The organism is Streptomyces sp. MS191 (assembly GCF_008042125.1).
GTDB lineage: Bacteria > Actinomycetota > Actinomycetes > Streptomycetales > Streptomycetaceae > Streptomyces.
This window is the reverse complement of sequence record NZ_RDBI01000035.1, coordinates 11405-29668: the sequence shown is the minus strand read 5'-3', so window position 1 is coordinate 29668 and position 18264 is coordinate 11405. Positions and strand designations below refer to the sequence as shown.

The window sequence follows — 18264 nt, the reverse complement described above, 5'->3', positions numbered from 1 at the left end:
GCCGTCTTCCGGGTCACGCCATCCACCCGGTGTATTCCGGCTTGGCGCAATCTTGACCGGTGGCGTATCTCACCCGCCGTCAACCCCTCCTTACGGTCGCGTAGGTCACATCCGTAAGGGAAAGATGTGCTCCCGTGGCAGACGATTCGAGATCAACAGACACGCACGTATTCGGGTCGTACGCGGCGATCGGTGACAGCTTCACCGAGGGCGTGGGGGACCCGGGGCCCGACGGGGCGTACGTCGGCTGGGCGGACCGCTTCGCGGTCCTGCTCGCCGACCAGCTGCCGGAGCACGACGCATTCCGGTACGCCAACCTCGCCGTACGCGGCCGGCTCCTCGACCAGATCGTGGCGGAGCAGGTGCCCCGCGCGAAGGAACTCGCCCCCGACCTGGTGACCTTCTGCGCCGGCGGGAACGACATCATCCGCCCCGGCTCCGACCCCGACGACGTCGCCGAGCGCTTCGAGCGGGCCGTCGCCGACCTGACCTCCGCCGTCGGCACCGTGATGGTGACCACCGGCTTCGACACCCGCGACGTCCCCGTCCTGCGACACCTGCGCGGCAAGATCGCCACCTACACGGCCCACGTCCGGTCCGTGGCCGACCGCTACGGCTGCCCGGTCCTCGACCTGTGGTCGCTCAAGTCCGTCCAGGACAGGCGGGCCTGGGACGACGACCGGCTGCACCTGTCGCCCGAGGGGCACACCCGGGTCGCGCTGCGCGCCGCCCAGGTCCTCGGCATGGACGTGCCGGCCGACCCCGACCAGCCGTGGCCGCCGCTGCCGCCGCGCGGCACGCTGGAGGTCCGCCGGGACGACATCCACTGGGCCAGGGAGTACCTGGTGCCGTGGATCGGGCGCCGGCTGCGGGGCGAGAGCTCGGGTGACCACGTCGCCGCCAAGCGCCCGGACCTCATGCCTCTCTAGGACCTGCCCGGGCGCAGAAGGAGCGGCGCGGGGAGCGGCGGGACGGAGGCCGGGACCCGCTCCAGGACGCCGCCCGCGAACACGTCGTACAGCGGCAGCGACTCCAGGTGGACGTAGCCGATGTGGCAGTCGCATACGGCCAGAGGGCACGGCCGGGGGCGCAGGGCCGACCGGTACGAGCCGTCGTAGAGATTGCCGAGTTCCGACTTCACGAAGTGACAGCGCCGCACGGTCCCGTCTCCGTCCACCGAGATCACCGACTCGCCGGTCCGGCAGGGGAGCCCGGCCGAACGGTGCGGATGGCGGCTGTACGGGAACAGGGGGTCGAGGGCCGTCCAGCCCTCGGCCTCCTCGTCGGTGTACGTGTGCCCCTCGGCCGCGTTCACCCACAGGTAGACCTGCGGCGGCAGCGCGGCGCGCAGCCGCCGGGCGTCCTCCCGGTGCCCGGGCAGCCCGACCACACCGACGCTGAACCGCGTGCCCCGCGCGGCCAGCTCCCCGCACTTCGCGACGAACCGCTCGAACGGCGTCTGGCCCGGGTGGTAGGTGCACCACAGCGCCAAGGTGCCGGGGTCGGCCTCCGCCGTCCACCCGGTGCGGCAGCTCAGGTTCGTCTGGATCGCGACCCGCTCGACGTGCGGTAGGCGGGACAGCTCGACGAGCGCGCGCCGGTACCAGGACCGCACCAGCCCCTCGCCCCACGGGGTGAAGAGGATCCGCAGCCGGTCCCCGGTCCGTCCGGCCGCCCAGGCCGCGAAGCGCTCCAGTGCCGCCCGGTCCGCACGCAGCTGCTCACGGCTGTCGCGCCGCTTGGCGAAGGGGCAGTAGGGGCAGTCGTAGTCGCAGGAGGCGAGCGGGCCCCGGTAGAGGATCGTCAGGTCCATCCCGGCCGCCTACTTCGGCTCGTAGGCGGACATCGCCGCCCGTACGGCGGGCGAGAACAGCGCCGGACCGATGCCGTCGGAGTGCGCCAGACCCTCGGCGGACAGCCGGAGCAGTCCGTCGGGAGCCTCCGGGTCCAGCCAGCCGAGCGCCGTGAAACGCCCCAGCTCCTCGGGGAAGTCCGCGTACGGCGAGGAGCCGAAGCGCTCCGTGTACTCCACCACGGGCATCCCGGCGGCCTGGAGGAGCGACTGCAGCAGATGACGCCGGCGTGCCTCCGCCGCATCCACCCACCGGCCCACCCGGGCCCGGCCGAAGTCCTCGGTGCGCGTGTAGGTGTCGATGATCGAGCGGATCTCCCGCATGTCGACGGCGTAGTCGAAGGAGTAGTGCAGCGCCGAGGTGTACGAGCGGGCCCCGCAGCCCAGACCGATCATGCCGTCGGTCTGGCAGGCGTAGTCGTCGGAGCCCTGCGGCGGTGCGTCGGCGCGACGGAACATCCGCATCGACAGCTGCTCGTAGCCCCGGTCGAGCAGGTGGTCCCGGCCGTGGCGGTACAGGCCCAGCCGCTGCTCGTCCCAGTCCCGGTCGGACTGCGGCGAGAGCCGCCCGAGCCCGGTCAGCGGGCGGACGTAGAGCGGGTAGAGGTACAGCTCCTCCGGTCGCCACGCGAGCGCCGCGTCGAGCGAGCGGCGCCAGCTCTCCGCGGTCTGACCGTCGATGCCGTAGATCAGGTCGATGTTGAGGACGGGGACGCCGCTGTCCCGGATCCGGCCGAGCGCCGCCTCGACGTCGGCGCGGCGCTGCGGGCGCACGGCGGCCCGGGCCTCGGCCTCGACGAAGCTCTGCACGCCGATGCTCAGGCGCGTCGCGCCGCGCTCGGCGAGGACCGCGAGCCGGTCCGCGGTGGCGGTCGCCGGGGAGGTCTCCACGGACAGCGGCACCGCGCGCAGGTCGGCTCCCATCCGCTTCTCGGCGATGTCGCAGAGGCGCTCCAGCTCACCGGCGGTCAGGAAGGTGGGCGTGCCGCCGCCGAAGGCGGCCGTGGCGAACCGGACCGGGGAGTCGTCACCGAGCGCCTCGCGGACGGCGGACGCCTGGCGGTCCAGCGCGTCGAGGTAGCGGGTCGTCAGCTCGTCCGGGGCGCCGATCCGGGTGAAGAGGTTGCAGAATCCGCAGCGGACCTCGCAGAACGGGATGTGCGCGTAGAGGGACAGCGCGTCCTTCGGCTCCCGCGCCCACAGACCGTCCAGCCGGGGCGCCGGGTCGGGGAGCGACCGGTAGGCCGTCTTGTGGGGGTAGGCGTAGACGTAGCTCTGGTACGGGCGCGGGGCCTCGGGGCGGGTCATGCGGGCGTCCCTCCGCGCGGGCCGGCCGGCAGGGCTTCGGGCGCGACGGCGGCGGACGCCTCGGCCGGGGGCGTGTCGGCCGGCGGGCCGTCCAGGAAGAAGTGGGCGTAGGGAACCGTCCACACCACGTCGTGGCCGAGCCGGTGCCCGGTGAACCCGTCCTCGCCGTACGCCGTGCCGTGGTCCGAGCAGACGATCGCGAAGCAGCGGCGGCGGCTGCTCATGGCGGCGAAGAGCCGGCCGATGTGCCGGTCGACGTACTCCAGCGCGGCCGCGTGGGTGGCCCGGGTGTCGCCGTCCTCCCGGGTCGCGCCGGGGAGGTGGAACCAGTTGGGCTGGTGCAGCGCGGACACGTTGACGAAGAGGAACAGCCTGCGGTCGTGCGGGAGCGCGGCGACGACCTCCTCGGCCCGGTCCACCTGGGACTCGAACGAGACCGGCGACGCGACCCCGAACGAGGGCTCCCAGTGGCTCTCCTGGAACAGCCCCGGCAGGACCGCACCGAGTGGCGGCCTCTTGTCGAAGAAACCGACGCCGCCGATGCACACGGTGCGGTAGCCGTGCGCGGCGAGACCCGAGACCAGGTCGGGGGTGTCGTGGACGAAGGTGCCGTCGGCCGTGCTCTCGCTGCCCGCGAAGCGCGCGGCGAACAGCCGGGGATGCGGGCCCTGGGCGGCCGGTGTGGGCAGGAAGCCGGCGAAGATCGCCTGGTGGGAGGCGTAGGTGAAACTGCCCGGGGCGTGTCGCCGCTCCCACCGGCCGCCGGGCAGGTGCCCGGCCAGGTGGGGGATGCGCCCGGCCGCGGCCAGTTCGGCCGCGACGTCGTGGCGCAGGGTGTCGAGTGTGACCAGGAGGAGGTCGTGGCTGCCGACGACCTCGTTCATGTCCGGCCCGCCGGCCGCTTCCGCCGGGGACGCGTCGCGGCCGCCCGGAAGCGGCGCGGGGGACGTCCCGGGGCCGCCCGGAGGCGTCGTGGCGTTCGCGTCGGGCTCGGGGCGGGCCGTCGGGGTGTTCACCTGGTGCTCGTTCCTGTGGTGCTGGGGGTCCGCAGGAGGGAGGCCACCTGCGTCGCGTACGTGTCCATGCCCTCGGCGCCGCTGCCGGGCAGGCCGGTGAGGCCGGGCAGGAGGTCGCCGAAGGCGTTGACCTCGACGACGGCGAAGCGGCGCCAGCCGGCGGCGGGCAGCAGGTCGACCCCGACGCAGTGCGTGCCGGGGAAGGCCGCCGCGGCCCGCTCGCACACGTCCAGCGCGTCGGACCAGCGGGCGCCGGCCGTCTCCACGGCCGACCGTGCCGCGTCCAGGCTGCCGCGGGCGCCGCCCAGATGGAGGTTGGTCATGGGGGAGCGGCTGGTGCGGACCACGGCGTGGGTCGCACGGCCGTCGACGACCACGACCCGCAGGTCGGCCGCACGGCCGTCCTGCGCGGCCTTGGGCAGCCAGCGCTCGATGTGCAGCCCGTCCGGGGCGAGCGCGTCGACGACGGCCGCGACCGCGCTCTCCGCCGTGTAGCGCCGCACCCGCAGGGAGTTGAAGAGGCGGCCGTCCGCGGCGCGTTCCACGGAGGTGGTCGCGTGCACCCGCCCCGCGCCGTCGGTCTCCACCGCGAGCACGCCCGAGGCGGAGGAGCCGTGGGCGAGTTTGACGAAGACCCGGCGGAGACCGGCGTCCGTCATCAGGGACCGGACGTCGTCCCAGCCCCGGACGGGGGGTGCGGCCGGCCCGGAGGTGGGGGAGTCCGGCACCGGGACGCCCGCCTCCCGCAGCCGTGCGTGGGCCAGGCGCTTGTCGAACAGGACCGCGAGGTCGGCGGGTGCGTCGAGCAGGACCGCCCCGGCGGCGTCGACGGTGACGGCGAGCTCCGCGGTGGCGGCGGTGAACGCACGGTACCAGCGGGCCGTGCCCTCCACCCGGGTCGGGTCGTCGGTGCCGCGCAACAGCCGGTCCACGTCGGGGTCCTCGCCGGGCGAGTCCAGCCGGACCGTCTCGCCCGGCCGGAACGCGGTGTCGCCCCGCAGGACGTCCAGCCAGGGCACCACCCGTGCCTCGGGCAGCCCGGCGGCCCGCACGGCGTCGCGGAAGAACGCGACACGGCGGTTGGCCGGGTTGCCGACGACGGCGAGGCGCACGGCGGTGGTCATTCCGCTACCGCGACGTACCGGTAGGTCTCACCGTCGCGGTACGACTCCGGCACCTGACGGTCGCCGACGTCGACCCGCACACCGTGCGGGGTGAGGGCGTCGACGATCCGCTCGCTCATCTCCTCGGAGAGGTAGTGGTGTGCGAGGCCGAGGTGTCCCAGGTGCGTGAGCGGCTGACCCGCGAGGAGCGCCGCCGCGCCCTCGTCGGTGAGCGTGCCCATCGACAGGTCGAGGCGTTCGAGCCGGCCGACCACCGGGGCGCTCGCCACGGCGGCGGCGATCCCGTCCTGCGAGTCGCTGTTGCGCAGTCCGAGGCTGCGCAGGGCGGGGAAGTTGGTGCCGGCGAGCAGCGGCTCCAGGTCGGCGGGCGTGCTGTCGCCGCCGTACTGGTCCGTGCCGAGCCAGAGTTCGAGGTTCTCCAGGGCGGGCAGGGCGCTGCCCGCGATCCCGCGCACCACCTCGGCGCCGAGCCCGCCCGACTCGACCACCAGGGTGTGCAGCGCGTGGTGCTCGATCGCCGGGAAGGCGAGGTTGCTGCCGCCCCGCACGCCGAACTCCCGCAGTCCGGGGTACGCGGCCAGCAGGGGGGTCACGTCGGACTGCTGGATCCAGGAGATCTCGCAGTCCTCGAACGTCATGTCGCCGAGGAACAGCGCCTCGAGACCGGTGAGGCGGTTGTTGGCGCCGACGAGAGCGGTGACGATCTCGGCGGAGGAGGTCTCGTACGCCTCGTCCCAGCCGCCGACCACCAGGGCGCGGACCTGCCGGACGTCGACGTCGGCGAGGAAGCGGGCGAAGACCTGCTCCCACTGCTCGTCGTCCGCCTCGCAGTACGTCGGGGCGGAGACGCGCCAGGCGACGGAGGCGGCGTCCGGCAGTCCGACGGAGGAGCCGCGCTCCGGGAAGTCGAACACGGGCAGGCCGTGGAGCTCCTGCAGGTGGCCAGAAATGGTCATGAGTGCTCCAGACACCTGACGGCGTTGATCGGCTGTTGCGAGAGTTCTACCAAGCCGCACCGACAGCCCCGCGCGGCGGGGCGGCCGATGGCTTCCCGGCGGCCGCGGAGACCGGTCCGACCGCGCCGGGCGCGCCCGGTGACGGGCCGCGGGCGCAGGAGTTCTGACGGTGCGTCATTGGCGGACTGGGTGACTCGGGGAGGTGTCCGGTCGGTGCCGGACCCGCGGGGGAGAGCGCGGCACCCGGGCGCTCGACCGCGGGCGCCCGGGGCGCCGGGGAGTGCCGCGAGGAGCCGGAGCGGCGCCAGGTCGGCGGCCGAGGGCCGAGCCGGCGCGGGGGTCTACGCGCCTGCCGCCGCGCCGCGCGACCGGGCGGGGGCGCGCGCCGGCACGGACGTGTCCGGCGCCGGCAGGCCCAGTTCGCGGGTGAGCGCGGCGTCGGCCCACTCCAGCATCGCGGCCCGCGACAGCGAGCCCGCGTAGGAGGTCATCTGCACGGCGAGCCCGTCCAGGAACGCCGTCAGCCGCCAGGCCGCCGCGGCCGGGTCCTCGCAGGAGAACTCGCCGGCCGCCGTGCCCTCGGCGATCACCTCGGTCAGCGCCGCCTTCCACTGCTGGTCGAGGGCCCCGGCGACCTCGCGCAGCGCCGGCTCGCGCAGGGCCGCCGCCCAGCCCTCGATCCACAGCCGCCAGCCCTTGGCCTGGCCTGTGGGGGCGTACCACCGGACCGCGGCACGCAGTCGCCGCTCCGCCGAGGTGCGGCGGCCGAGCGTCTTGCGCAGCTGGGACAGGTCGCCCTCGGCGGCGTAGGCGAAGGCCTCGGCGACCAGCTTCTCCTTGGTGGAGAAGTGGTAGAGCACGAGCGCGTTGCTCACGCCGAGCGCGGAGGCGACGTCGGCGATCCGCACGGCCGCGACCCCGCGGACCTCGATCTGCCGGACGGCGGCGCGGAGGAGTTCCTCCCGCCGCTCCGCCACGCTCAACCGCACTCTCGTCACGCCGTGCAGCCTACACAGATCCCTGACGCGGTCATGATCATCCGGCCCGGTGCGGGGGCGCCGGGCGGGCTGCCGGCGCGCCGCCCGGCAGGTCAGTACCAGCCGTAGCGCTCCGCGATCTCCGGCAGCCGCTCCTCGACCAGCGCGTGTGCCGCCGCGCGCGGGGTGACGCCCGCCGCCTCCGACCGGTCCAGGATCCGCCCCACCAGAGACCGCATCGCGCCCCTGACCTGCGCGAACGCCTGGTCCGCTTCGGCCTCGACGTCCCCGAAGAGCGTCCACCACCACCAGGCGTTCGTGCCGGAATTGACCACGACGTCCGGCAGGACCACGACCCCGCGCGCGGTCAGCCGCTCTTCCGCCTCCGCGAGGACCGGCATGTTGGCCGCCTCGACGATCCAGCGGGCCCGGATCCGCTCCTGCGCCTCGGTGTCGATCGCGTACGAGACCGCCGCCGGCACCAGCACCTCGGCGTCCGCCGACAGCCAGGCGTCCGGGCCCTCCTCCCGGTCCCCGGGCCGCAGGACCGAGCGGTCCACGGTCCCGTGCGCGTCGCGGGCCGCGAGCAGCGCCTCGACGTCGAGGCCGTCGGGGTTCACGATCGAGCCCTTCACGTCCGCCACGGCCACCACCCGGAGGCCGGCCCGGTCCAGGAAGCGGGCCGTGGCACCGCCCATCGTCCCGAGACCCTGCACCGAGACACGGGTCCCGGCGTACGGGACGCCCGCCCGGTCCAGTGCCGTGAGCGCCGCCTCGGCGACCCCGCAGCCACCCACCAGCTCGTCGAGCCCGATGCCGTCCACCTCCACGGCGAAGGCGTCGGCGAGCCGCCGGCGGGCCTCCTCCTCGTCGTCGAGCAGCGGGTACACGGCCTGGATCGAGGAGACCAGCCCCGCCTCGGCCGCCGCCCGGTCGACCAGGTCCTGGGTCAGCCCGAGGTCCTCGCCGGTGGTCCAGAAGCGCTCGACGAAGGGCCGCATCGCCCGCAGGTAGCGGACCAGGACGCCGTACGCCTCGGCGGAGCGGGGATCGCAGTCGATCCCGCCCTTGGCGCCGCCGAGCGGCACGTACCGGTTCCGCGGGTCGTAGTGCAGGGCCTCCTTCATGGTCATGCCCCGGGCGAGGCCGGCGACCTCCTCGGCCGTGCACCCCTCCCGCATCCGCAGCCCGCCGCTGGCCACCCCGCGGACCAGCCGGTCCACGACCAGATGGCCGCGGCGGCCGGTGACGTGGTCGGTCCAGTCGACGGACAGCAGCGGGGCGGTGCTCATGGACGTACTCCTCCGGTGACACGGGATGCGGCTACTGAATGGCGGTTCAGTATGGCCCATCGCCCGGCCGGGAACGCCGCGGGCCGCCCATAATGGAACGACCCCGACCCTCAGGAGGTCCTGTGACCGGCACTGGATCCGACCGAACGCTGCGGGCCCGGCTGCGCGCCCTGCGGCCGGAAGCCTTCGGCGCCGACCCGACGGGCGCGCGCATGGAGCGCATCCGCCGTTCGCCCAATTTCGCGGACGGGGTCTTCCAGAACCCCGTGTCGGCCCGGCACCGGCCTTCCGGTTCCACCGTCGAGTTCGCCAAGGTCTACTTCGAGAAGGAGGCGCGGGCGCGGCGGGCCCCCCGGGGCCCCATCCCCGTGCACGCCACCACCCTCGCCGACCTGGCGAAGCCGCCGGCCTCCGGGCTGCGCATCACCTGGATGGGGCACTCCACCGTCCTGGCCGAGATCGACGGCCGCCGGGTGCTCTTCGACCCCGTGTGGGGCGAGCGCTGCTCCCCCTTCCCGTTCGTCGGCCCCAAGCGGCTGCACGCCGTGCCGGTGCCCCTCGCCGAGCTCGGCCCGGTCGACGTCGTCGTGATCTCCCACGACCACTACGACCATCTGGACCTGCCCACGATCAAGGCGCTGGCCTCGACGGACACCGTCTTCGCCGTTCCCCTGGGCGTCGGCGCCCATCTGGAGCGCTGGGGCGTGCGCGCCGACCGGCTGCGCGAGCTGGACTGGAACGAGACCGCCGAGGTCGGGGAGCTGCGCCTGACGGCGACGCCCGCCCGCCACTTCTGCGGGCGCGGCCTGCGCAACCAGCAGCACACCCTCTGGGCGTCCTGGGTCGTGGCCGGCCCGGAGCACCGGGTCTACCACAGCGGCGACACCGGCTACTTCCCCGGCTTCGCCGAGATCGGTGCGGCGCACGGCCCCTTCGACGTGACCATGATCCAGATCGGTGCGTACTCCGAGTACTGGCCCGACATCCACATGACCCCGGCCGAGGGCATGCAGGCCCACCTCGACCTCCAGGGCGGGCGTCCGCACGGCGTGATGATGCCGATCCACTGGGGCACCTTCAACCTCGCGCCACACCCGTGGGGCGAGCCGGAGGAGTGGACGAAGGACGCGGCCGACGAGGTGGGGCAGGCGGCCGCCTTCCCCACCCCCGGGCTGCCCTTCGAACCCTCCGGCACGCTGCCCGCGGAGACCTGGTGGCGGACCGTGTCCCACCCGCTCACCCCCACGTGGCGGCGCTCGCAGGCGCCCCTGGACGTGACCCCCGAGGTGCGGTCGGGGTCCGCGGACCTGGACGCGGCGGTCTGAGCCGGACGGCTGGGCGCCCGTCCCCCTCCGACAGGGGTGGTGGACGGGCGCCCGGCCGCTCTATCGGCTCTTGCAGACCGGCGCGTAGGGGACGCCCTCGCCCACGTACTGCCGCCACTCCTCTTCGGTCAGATCGCGACCGACGACCTGACAGACGCGGGCCCGCAGATCGGACTCGTCGAGCGTCCACAGGGCCACGTTGAAGGTCGAGAAGTTGTACGTCGCCAGGACGCCGCCGTCCGGCGGGGCGTCCGCGGACAGGAACGGCGCCCCCATGTTCCACTCGTCCCGCGGGGTCATGGTGTTCAGCCCGAAGACGGCGCTGCGCGACTTGCCCGACACCAGCAACAGGCCCTTCCCCGGAATCTCCGTGAGGTCCAGGACGAACTGGAGCTCGCCGTCGGAGGCCCGGCCGCGCTGCTGCAGGTCCGCGGTGAAGAAGGTGACCGTCCCCGCGCCGGAGCCCACGACCACCTGGCCGTCCCGCATCACCTCGACCTTCGCGATCGCCGTCCCGCCCTCCAGTCGCCGGGTCGCGACGACCGAGAGGTCGGAGGTCCGAAGCGCGACGACGGACGGCCGGTCGGCGCTGCCGGTACTGATGACCGCGTAGAGACGGTCTGCGCCCTCGCCGCCTCCGCCCAGCGCCGTGACGCCGGCCGCGAGCCGCCGGCTTCCGGCGCTCCGCCAGATGCCGCCCGACACCGTGAAGCGCCGGACTTCGCCGTCGCTGTACCCGGTGTAGAGATCGCTGCCGACGAAGGCGACGTGTCGGAGTCCGGCCTTCTTCGGCAGCGGCACCGGCGTCAGGCGCCGTGCGCTGAGATCCCAGACCGCCAGGTCGCGGCTGCGCTCCCCCTTCCTGCTGTACAGCGCCGCGGCCCAGTGGCCGCTTCTGCTGGTGGCGAGTTCCCTGCTGGTGCTGCCCTTCGGCAGGGCCAGGCGGTGGTAGCGCTTCGGATCATCCATGGTCTCCGACGTGAGGTCCTTCGCACGCGGCAGCAGGTACAGGGCCGGACCGGCGCGCAGCACGAGGTCCTGGCCCGCCCAGGCGAGCGACCCCATTCCGCCGTAGAAGTGGTTCCACGCCCTCGTCGCGGCGGAGTGGCCGCCGTCGTGGAGTTCGGCGACTCCGCCGTGGTGCCGCAGCACGATGCCGTTGCCCATCACCGCCGGTCCGGCCTTGGGGTAGCCGTACTCCTGCGACCGCTCGCCGACGTTCCAGCCGTAGGTGCCCCCGTAGCGGCCGGAGAGTCTCGTTGCGCTCAGGTGCGCCCCGTCGTCGGCGGAGTTCAGCGAGACCGTCCCGTAGGGGCCGCGGTCGGCCACGACGGTCTCGGTCCTGTTCGGGCCCAGGGTGAGCAACTGGGCGCCGCGGGTCGCGGCGGCCGTGACCCCGTGGTCCCCCACGGCACCGTGCAGGAAGACGTCCTCGGGCGCGGTGAGCGCCACGGACCGGGCGCAGGACTTCAGATCCACCCTGACGACCTCGCGGTCCTTGGTCAGCAGCACCTCGCCCTCCCCCGCCCACATCGTCTTGGCGGTGCCGCGCTCGGGGCAGCGGCGCGGTGCGGCGTCCAGATGTCGCACGTCGTACGTGAGCAGCCCGATCGTGTCCACGTACGCGACGAGCGACTGCATGTCCGAGGTGAACTCCAGGTGGTCCACCTTGTTGCGCTCGGTGTGCAGCGGTCCGGGGTCGGAGGGGATCGGCAGAGCGATCCGGCTCGCGACCGACCATGACCCCTTCTTCTTCTCCACGACGGTGAGACGCAGATCGCTCGTCGCGAAGGCCACCCGCTGCCCCCGGGGCGACACCGCGAGACCGTTGACGAACACCCCGGGTGCCGTGGGCTCCACGCCGCTCCCCTTCCGGCGCCACACCACGTCCCCGGACTTGGTGGACACGATCTCCACGGCTCCGGTGCTGGTGGACAACGCGCCCCACGCGCCGTCGCGCGACAGGGCGAGCCGCTCGAACCGGCCCTCCTCGGGCCGCAGCAGCCTGCGCAGGCTGGAGCTCTCGCCGGCCATCGTGACCAGGGCGTCGGGCTTGTCGCCCGCCTGGCCCGCGATGTCGTCGCTGGCCATGGCCAGCAGCAGCCGGAGTCCCGGGTCGACGCCGTCGTCCTGCGCGTACGCCTCGTCCAGGACCCGGGCGGCGGTGTCGCGCAGCTCCTGGGCCTGCCGGTTGCCGTTCCACACGTACGCGCCGGTCCCCGAGCCCGCGCTCAGCACGAGGACGCAGACGAGCAGAACCCGCAGCCAGGCCCTGCGGTCGGGGATCCGGCTGCGGCGGGCCGCCTCCTGCCACGCGCGCACCCCGACGACGGTGGTCTCCAGGCCGCTCGCGTGCTCCCGGGCCTCCCTCAGGTCGGTGTCCGGGACCACGACCCGGTCGAGCGCGGCCGCGACGGCCAGTTTGTTGCGGTAGCCGGTCACCCCGACCATGCGTCCCTCGTCGTCGACCCCGCCGACGACGGCGGTCGAGCCGCCGAGGCGCCGGACGGTGAGCGGGCCGCGCAGCCGCCGGTTCTTCCGGCGCATCTCGTCCACGAGGACGGTGAACGCCGCCGTCAGGCTGACGTCCTGGACGTGGTCCACCGGTCCGTCGACACCGGCCAGCGACCAGAGGACCGCGCCGCGCACGTCGCCGTCGTGCCGCCGGTGGCCCGCCGCCCGCCAGGCGGTCTCCAGGCCGGAGCGGAAGCGGTCGTCCGCGGTGAACAGCAGCATGGTCCACGGGTCCGGGACCAGGGCGGGCGGCAGTCCGCGCAGCGTCGTGGCCCGCAGTGACGCCCGGATCCCGAGGTCGCCGCGGTCCATGAGGACGTCGACCGTCGCCGTCGCACCCTCCTTCGGGTCCTCCTTCTGCAGGGCGAGCAGCCACACCACCACGGTGGTCGCGTGCGGGTCGGTGCCCAGCGCCGCCACGGCGGCGGACAGCCGGTCGTGGTGGGCGCACGCCGGGGCCTGCCGCCCGGTGGGCCACGGCGCCTCCGCCGCGGCGCGGGCGTGCGCCAGCCAGGTCAGCGCGACGGCCAGGTGGTCCGCGAGCCGGTCCTCCTCGTCGACCAGCACCAGGCCCAGCGCGGCCACGGCCCGCACCGCGCCGGTCACCGGTCCGCAGCCGGCGTACGGCTCCTCGGCGGGGGTGGTGAGGGCGCCCGGCACCGTGCCGTAGCGCTCGGTCAGTTCGTGCAGTTCGACGCTTCCGTGGCACAGCGTGCGCAGGGACTCCACGTCCCGGGCGCCGACCAGGGACTGGACGAACTCCAGCAGCAGGGGCGAGCGGGTCAGCGCCCCGTACAGGGCCGACTCCTCGTCCGGTCCGTCGAGTTCGTCCGTGAGCAGGGTCCGCAGGTCCTCGATGAAGGTCACGACGCGCCGCCCTCTCCGCCGAGGCGGCGGAGCGCCCGGCGCAGCGGGTGCCCCGCGGGGGACAGGTCCGCCGCCGCCCGCCACACCCGGAGGCCGGCGCGATGCGTCCCCGCCAGCGAGGGCAGCAGCTCGTCCGGGGAGACACCGGCCAGGCCCCACACGCCCGTCACCGCGTCCTCGGCGCGGAACTCCCCGCGCACCACGGGCACGTCGAGCGTTCCGGAGAGCCACCGGCGCCGGGCCTCCAGCGCCACCCAGTACCGGAGCGTGCCGCCGGGCGACGCCACGACGACCGGGAGGAACGCGCCTCCGTACGCGTCGAGGAGCCGTTCCCGTTCCGGTGTCGCCTCCAGGGCGAGTTCCACCGTCACCTTCAGCCGGCCGCCCGGAGTGATCTCGGTGCGGACCGCGAACGGGCCGTCGTCGCCGAGCCGGTCGACCACCGCGCGGTCGGCGGTGCCCGAGGCCGACTTGGGCAGGGCGGGTTCGAGGCCGGTGACGAAACCGGACGAGGTCGCGCCCGTCAGCCGCCCGGCGGCCAGGACCGCCGCGTGCCGCAGGAACGGGTTGACCGTGGCCAGCCGCCGGGCGACCTCGGCGAGGGCCGTCGTCACCGGCGCGGGGAACCGTGCCGGGTCCGCGGCGCGCAGTCCCGCAGAGCGCCGTGCCGCCCCGCGCGGCGAGCACCGGATCGGGCTCCGTCAGCCCCTCGTACAGCTGCTCCAGCGGTCCGGTCACGCCGAGCGCCGCGGGCGTGACCCAGTGGCCGAGGTCCAGCGCCTCGGCGGACAGCGACGGCGGTGCGCCGCCGTCGAGCAGGCGGACGACCGCCGACGCCAGCTCCGTCACCGGCTCCCACGGCAGGGAGTGGAAGACCCCGGGGGGCGGTGCTCCCTCCTGGGACAGCCGGTGCAGCAGCAGGTAGCGGACCTCCCGGGACAGCGCGGCCAGCGCCGTCAGGTCGTCCGTGCCGAGGACGGGAAGGGGCCAGGACGTCTCGACGCGGCCGATCAGCTCGGCGCCCGCCTCGCCGATGCGTAACGGCGCTCCGTGGTCGTCGAGTTCGACGTACGTGACGGCGGTGGCCGGGTGCTGCAGGGCGAGCACCGACGGCCGGTCCGGTCCCGCCGCCACGGCACGCCGGACCCAGCCCTCCGTGAAGAGCGGGAGGTCGCGGGCGTCGGCCCGTTCGTCGCCGTCGTTGATCGGGCTCGTGCCGGGTGCCGGCGGCGGGCCGAGACGGACGACCCAGTCGCTGAGGGGACGGTGGACTCCGGTCACGGCCGCACCTCCAGCAGGGTGGCGAGCAGGCCGGCGGCGGCGGGGCCGAGCGCGGCGGCGACGCCGAGCTGCCGGCCCGGATCGTGGCCGGCGAGGGCCCGGCGATGGTCCCCGGCCAGACGTTCCCAGTCGGCCGGAGGCAGCCCGTCCCACGCCGTCGTGGGCACGTGCGCGAGGCGGGCCGCCGTCGCGCCGAGCTCACAGCCGGTGGTACCGGCCCAGCGCACCGCGAACTTGACCGCGCGCAGGATCAGCCGGGCCTGGTCGAGCCGGTCGTCGGTGGAGTGCAGCGAGGTGAGGCGACGCGGCCGGGCCCGCAGGTCCGCCAGCCCCGCGCCGGTCGGGTCGACCACGGTGTGCCCGAGCGGATCGTAGTAGAGGCTGTTCACGGTGAAGTCGCGGCAGCGGGCGTCGGTCTCGAGGTCGCTGCCGCAGGCCGGGAAGCCGAAGGCGTTCGTCTTCAACGTCCGGTACTCGTAGAGCCGTTCGCCGCCCTGGGGCGGTACGGCCGAGCAGACCAGGGAGTAGGGCGACACCTTGGCCCGGAACTCCAGCCCGTTGCGGCGCCGTGCCCGCCTGGACAGGTCGCTGAAGCGGCCCGGCGGGGCCGTGCCCGTGAGGTCGAGGTCGTTGACCTCGGCGGCGCGGCCGGCGATGAGGTCCCGGGCGAACCCGCCGGTGAGCCAGAGCAGATGGCGCGACTCGCGTACCTCCTGGACGAGCGGGCCCGCGACCTCTCCCCAGGCCGACCCCGGCAGCGCCAGGGTCTCCGCGACCGCGTCGGGCAGCGCGCTGTCGAGCTCCGCGGCCCGGTGCACCCGCTCCGGATCCACCCGCCGCACCGGGGTGGCCGCGAGGCTCCGGACGGTCCCGGCGTCCACCGGTACGGGCCGGTCGGGCGGTTCGGCGAGAGCCTCGTCGCCGTTCAGCAGCAGCCGGTCGCACGCGGCCTTCGGCTGGGCGGACGGGGCGTAGCCGAAACCGGCGACCGTCCCCTCCTTCGTGACGTCACCGGCCAGGACGGGGCCGGTCGTGTCCCGCTCATGCCACACAGTTCCTCCGCAACGGGACCGGACGTCGTTCGGATGTCCGGTCCGTGCCGGTCCGACGCGGGAGGTGAACCGACGGCGGTGGGGGGGGGAACGAGCTTGACGCGCGGGTACTGCTCGACCTCGGCGATCGAGGAGCGCAGCACCTCGGTCATGGTGACCGGGTTCGACCACTGGCGGCGGGAGATGGCGCCGCCGAGGACGGCCAGGTTCTCGGCGTGGCGGCGGATGCGGGTCGCCAGGTGGTCGACGTGGAACAGGCCCTTGAGCAGCTCCGGGTCCTCGACCTCGTTCTCCAGCTCGTCGAGGAGCCCACGGCCCGCAAGCCCGAGGAACACGCCCTGCACGACCCCGGTCTGATGGCCGCGTTCCAGCGTGGCATCGGACTCGCAGAATCCCAGCCCCCAGCCCATGAACCGCAGCGTCCCGGCGACGCGCACAAGGAGTAGATGCACCATGGTCAGCAACTCGCCGACCGGCCATTCCTCGGATCTCGACTGGCTGCTGAGCGGTCTGGTCCAGCGGGTCCCCTACACCCGCAACGCGGTCCTGCTCTCCTCCGACGGCCTGGTCAAATCCGTCCACGGCCTCGACACCGACGCGGCCGACCACATGGCGGCCCTGGCCTCCGGGCTGTACTCGCTCGGCCGCAGCGCCGGTGCGCGGTTCGGCGACGGTGGCGAGGTCCGCCAGGTCGTCGTCGAACTCGACTCCACCCTGCTGTTCGTCTCCACCGCCGGTTCCGGCACCTGCCTGGCGGTGCTCGCCGGTCGCGAGGCGGACGCCGCCGTCCTCGGCTACGAGATGGCGATGCTGGTCAAGAGCGTGCGGCCGTACCTGGTCACGCCCGCCAGACAGGCCGCCGGCGCGGCGGGCAGCACGGGGCTGTGAGCGTGATGTCCCAGGAGGGGCCCTGGCTCGACGACGCGGCCGGGCGGCTGATCCGCCCGTACACCGTGAGCGGCGGCCGGACCAAGCCCACCACCGCACTGGATCTCCTGTCGATGGTGATGGCGACGGGCTCCTCCCCGCAGGGGCACATGGGTCCCGAGCACAGTCTGGCCCTCGGGCTGTGCGACGGACCCACCTCGGTGGCGGAGGTCGCGGCGCACTTACGGCTGCCGGCGGTCGTCACCAAGGTCCTCCTCTCCGACCTCGTGGACTGCGGGGCGCTCACCGCCCGGGCGCCCCGCTTCCACGCCAATCCAACCGACCGTTCCTTGCTGGAGGCAGTGCTCGATGGCCTACGACAACGGCTCTGAGCGCCACGAGAGTTTCGTGTCCGACCCCTTCCCCACCGCGCTGAAGATCCTGGTGGCGGGCGGCTTCGGCGTCGGCAAGACCACCTTCGTGGGCGCGGTCAGCGAGATCGAACCGCTGAGCACCGAGGAGCTGCTGACCCAGGTCAGCGCGGGCACCGACAGCCTGGTGGGCGTCGAGTCCAAGACCACCACCACCGTCGCGATGGACTTCGGGCGCATCACCCTCGACGACCGCAACGTGCTCTACCTGTTCGGCACCCCGGGCCAGGAACGCTTCTGGTTCATGTGGGACGAACTCTCCGAGGGCGCCCTCGGAGCCGTCGTCCTCGCCGACACTCGCCGCCTGGAGGACTGCTTCTCGGCGGTCGACTTCTTCGAGCGCCGGGGCATCGGGTTCGTCGTCGCGGTCAACGAGTTCGACGGCGCCTACCGCTACGAGCCGGACGAGGTGCGAGCCGCGCTCGACCTCAAGCCCGAGGTGCCCGTCGTCCTGTGCGACGCCCGGATCTCAAGCGCCGGCATCCGCACCCTCCTCACCCTCGTCCAGCATCTGCTCACCACCATCCCGGCCGCCGTGCCGAGCTACGGAGCCCCGACATGACCTACGACCCGACCGGTCATCTGCTGCTGACCCCCGTCGACCGGGAAGCGCCCGTCCGTGTCCAGCGGCTGCGCGAACTGGGTCTCGGGGAGCGGCCGGAGCAGGCCTTCGACGACTTCGCCCACCGGCTCGCGGAGGTGACCGGAGCCCCGTACTCCATGGTCAACTTCATCGACGAGAACCGGCAGTTCTTCGCCGGCCTGCACACCCCGGCCGGCACCCACTCGGGCAGCGACCTGGGCGCGGCGGCGGCCGGCGGCAACGTGGGCCGCTTCATGGCGCGCGACCACGGCTACTGCCCGCACGTCGTGGTGCGCCGCAAGGCCCTCGTCCTGGAGGACGTCTGCGACTACCCGCGTTTCGCGGGCAACCCGGTCGTCGACGAGATCGGCATCCGCTCCTACATGGGCGCGCCGCTGATCGACCGGACGGGCGTGGCGCTCGGCACGATCTGCGTCGTCGACACCGACGTGCGGCCGTGGGGCCGGGCGGGCCTGGAGACGATCAAGACGCTGGCCGCGGAGCTGGTGGAGCAGATCCACCGTCGCCGACACCGAGGAAGGACCGAGAAGACGAACGCGCCCCGGCCCGGCCTTCGCCGTTCCGGGGCGCCACCCGCGCGCGGGTTCACACCGTGCTCAGAGCATTCCGTCCTCGCGACGGTGGATCTGCTCCACCAGCTCCGCGGCCAGCGTCTTGATCGTCTCCAGGCCCGCCCGGCCCCACGGCCGCACGTCGGTGTCGACGACGCAGATCGTGCCGAGCGCCACGCCCGTCCGGTCGATCAGCGGCGCGCCCATGTAGGAGCGGATGCCGATCTCGTCGACGACCGGGTTGCCC

General features: G+C 74.1%; 17 protein-coding genes and 2 pseudogenes. 7 read left to right on the top strand and 12 right to left on the bottom strand.

What is annotated here, in order from left to right; genetic code table 11:
* Window positions 1-134 precede the first annotated feature (134 nt).
* Entirely contained in the window at window positions 135-929 is a 795-nt protein-coding gene (locus EAO71_RS04745) for an SGNH/GDSL hydrolase family protein (RefSeq protein WP_147976508.1), read from the top strand.
* On the opposite strand, the gene EAO71_RS04740 is transcribed toward EAO71_RS04745, so the two are convergent.
* The 7 genes from EAO71_RS04740 to EAO71_RS04710 form a co-directional block, all read right to left on the bottom strand.
* Window positions 926-1813: an STM4011 family radical SAM protein gene (locus EAO71_RS04740; RefSeq protein WP_147976507.1), complete on the bottom strand. Its 888-nt coding sequence runs from the start codon at window positions 1811-1813 to the stop codon at window positions 926-928. The two genes, EAO71_RS04745 and EAO71_RS04740, sit on opposite strands and share 4 nt — an antisense overlap.
* A gap of 9 nt (window positions 1814-1822) precedes the next feature.
* Window positions 1823-3160, bottom strand: a complete 1338-nt coding sequence (locus tag EAO71_RS04735; protein WP_147976506.1) for an STM4012 family radical SAM protein — start codon at window positions 3158-3160, stop codon at window positions 1823-1825.
* Window positions 3157-4044: an STM4013/SEN3800 family hydrolase gene (locus EAO71_RS04730; protein ID WP_147976651.1), complete on the bottom strand. Its 888-nt coding sequence runs from the start codon at window positions 4042-4044 to the stop codon at window positions 3157-3159. Before EAO71_RS04730 ends, EAO71_RS04735 begins: the two co-directional genes overlap by 4 nt.
* A 128-nt stretch (window positions 4045-4172) precedes the next feature.
* The gene (locus EAO71_RS04725) at window positions 4173-5300 is read right to left on the bottom strand and encodes an STM4014 family protein (protein WP_147976505.1); all 1128 of its coding nucleotides are present in this window, start codon (window positions 5298-5300) and stop codon (window positions 4173-4175) included.
* Window positions 5297-6256, bottom strand: coding sequence for an STM4015 family protein (locus EAO71_RS04720; protein WP_147976504.1), 960 nt, complete (start codon window positions 6254-6256; stop codon window positions 5297-5299). Before EAO71_RS04720 ends, EAO71_RS04725 begins: the two co-directional genes overlap by 4 nt.
* 341 nt (window positions 6257-6597) lie before the next feature.
* Window positions 6598-7254 (bottom strand): TetR/AcrR family transcriptional regulator, encoded by a 657-nt coding sequence (locus EAO71_RS04715; RefSeq protein ID WP_147976503.1) that lies wholly within the window; start codon window positions 7252-7254, stop codon window positions 6598-6600.
* A gap of 92 nt (window positions 7255-7346) precedes the next feature.
* Window positions 7347-8525: a Glu/Leu/Phe/Val dehydrogenase dimerization domain-containing protein gene (locus EAO71_RS04710; RefSeq protein WP_147976502.1), complete on the bottom strand. Its 1179-nt coding sequence runs from the start codon at window positions 8523-8525 to the stop codon at window positions 7347-7349.
* 122 nt (window positions 8526-8647) lie between these two features.
* Between EAO71_RS04710 and EAO71_RS04705 the strand changes: the two genes are divergently transcribed.
* On the top strand, window positions 8648-9850 hold the full coding sequence (locus tag EAO71_RS04705; protein ID WP_261992004.1) for an MBL fold metallo-hydrolase: 1203 nt from the start codon (window positions 8648-8650) through the stop codon (window positions 9848-9850).
* A 60-nt stretch (window positions 9851-9910) separates the two neighbouring features.
* Here EAO71_RS04705 and EAO71_RS04700 read toward each other — a convergent pair whose 3' ends face one another.
* The 4 genes and pseudogenes from EAO71_RS04700 to EAO71_RS38555 form a co-directional block, all read right to left on the bottom strand.
* Window positions 9911-13231 (bottom strand): PQQ-binding-like beta-propeller repeat protein, encoded by a 3321-nt coding sequence (locus tag EAO71_RS04700; RefSeq protein ID WP_147976500.1) that lies wholly within the window; start codon window positions 13229-13231, stop codon window positions 9911-9913.
* The gene (locus EAO71_RS04695; RefSeq protein ID WP_147976499.1) at window positions 13228-13845 is read right to left on the bottom strand and encodes a hypothetical protein; all 618 of its coding nucleotides are present in this window, start codon (window positions 13843-13845) and stop codon (window positions 13228-13230) included. The genes EAO71_RS04700 and EAO71_RS04695 overlap by 4 nt, the downstream gene beginning before the upstream one ends.
* A 663-nt stretch (window positions 13846-14508) precedes the next feature.
* On the bottom strand, window positions 14509-15564 hold the full coding sequence (locus tag EAO71_RS04690) for a CCA tRNA nucleotidyltransferase (RefSeq protein WP_187282558.1): 1056 nt from the start codon (window positions 15562-15564) through the stop codon (window positions 14509-14511).
* 83 nt (window positions 15565-15647) lie between these two features.
* Window positions 15648-15872, bottom strand: a pseudogene (locus EAO71_RS38555) (ATP-binding protein); the annotation flags it as partial.
* Here EAO71_RS38555 and EAO71_RS04680 point away from each other — a divergent pair.
* The 5 genes and pseudogenes from EAO71_RS04680 to EAO71_RS04660 form a co-directional block, all read left to right on the top strand.
* Window positions 15813-16010 carry a hypothetical protein gene (locus EAO71_RS04680; protein ID WP_261992023.1) on the top strand — a complete coding sequence of 66 codons (198 nt, stop codon included), beginning with the start codon at window positions 15813-15815 and terminating at the stop codon, window positions 16008-16010. The pseudogene EAO71_RS38555 and the gene EAO71_RS04680 sit on opposite strands and share 60 nt — an antisense overlap.
* A gap of 7 nt (window positions 16011-16017) precedes the next feature.
* Window positions 16018-16452, top strand: coding sequence for a roadblock/LC7 domain-containing protein (locus EAO71_RS04675; RefSeq protein WP_147976497.1), 435 nt, complete (start codon window positions 16018-16020; stop codon window positions 16450-16452).
* Between the two features lie 5 nt (window positions 16453-16457).
* Window positions 16458-16823, top strand: a complete 366-nt coding sequence (locus EAO71_RS04670; RefSeq protein WP_147976650.1) for a DUF742 domain-containing protein — start codon at window positions 16458-16460, stop codon at window positions 16821-16823.
* Window positions 16801-17424 (top strand): GTP-binding protein, encoded by a 624-nt coding sequence (locus EAO71_RS04665; RefSeq protein WP_147976496.1) that lies wholly within the window; start codon window positions 16801-16803, stop codon window positions 17422-17424. Before EAO71_RS04670 ends, EAO71_RS04665 begins: the two co-directional genes overlap by 23 nt.
* A pseudogene (locus tag EAO71_RS04660) lies at window positions 17421-17891 on the top strand (GAF domain-containing protein); the annotation flags it as partial. The gene EAO71_RS04665 and the pseudogene EAO71_RS04660, both read left to right, overlap by 4 nt.
* A 171-nt stretch (window positions 17892-18062) precedes the next feature.
* Here EAO71_RS04660 and EAO71_RS38550 read toward each other — a convergent pair.
* A partial coding sequence (locus tag EAO71_RS38550; RefSeq protein WP_147976649.1) for a GAF domain-containing protein occupies window positions 18063-18264 on the bottom strand: 202 nt, incomplete at its 5' end.

Bases quoted from the DNA above. Each gene is read 5' to 3' on its own strand.
- EAO71_RS04710 (WP_147976502.1), bottom strand. From the start codon at position 8,525: ATGAGCACCGCCCCGCTGCTGTCCGTCGACTGGACCGACCACGTCACC.
- EAO71_RS04740 (WP_147976507.1), bottom strand. From the start codon at position 1,813: ATGGACCTGACGATCCTCTACCGGGGCCCGCTCGCCTCCTGCGACTAC.
- EAO71_RS04665 (WP_147976496.1), top strand. From the start codon at position 16,801: ATGGCCTACGACAACGGCTCTGAGCGCCACGAGAGTTTCGTGTCCGAC.
- EAO71_RS04670 (WP_147976650.1), top strand. From the start codon at position 16,458: ATGTCCCAGGAGGGGCCCTGGCTCGACGACGCGGCCGGGCGGCTGATC.
- EAO71_RS04720 (WP_147976504.1), bottom strand. From the start codon at position 6,256: ATGACCATTTCTGGCCACCTGCAGGAGCTCCACGGCCTGCCCGTGTTC.
- EAO71_RS04735 (WP_147976506.1), bottom strand. From the start codon at position 3,160: ATGACCCGCCCCGAGGCCCCGCGCCCGTACCAGAGCTACGTCTACGCC.
- EAO71_RS04725 (WP_147976505.1), bottom strand. From the start codon at position 5,300: ATGACCACCGCCGTGCGCCTCGCCGTCGTCGGCAACCCGGCCAACCGC.
- EAO71_RS04730 (WP_147976651.1), bottom strand. From the start codon at position 4,044: ATGAACGAGGTCGTCGGCAGCCACGACCTCCTCCTGGTCACACTCGAC.
- EAO71_RS04675 (WP_147976497.1), top strand. From the start codon at position 16,018: ATGGTCAGCAACTCGCCGACCGGCCATTCCTCGGATCTCGACTGGCTG.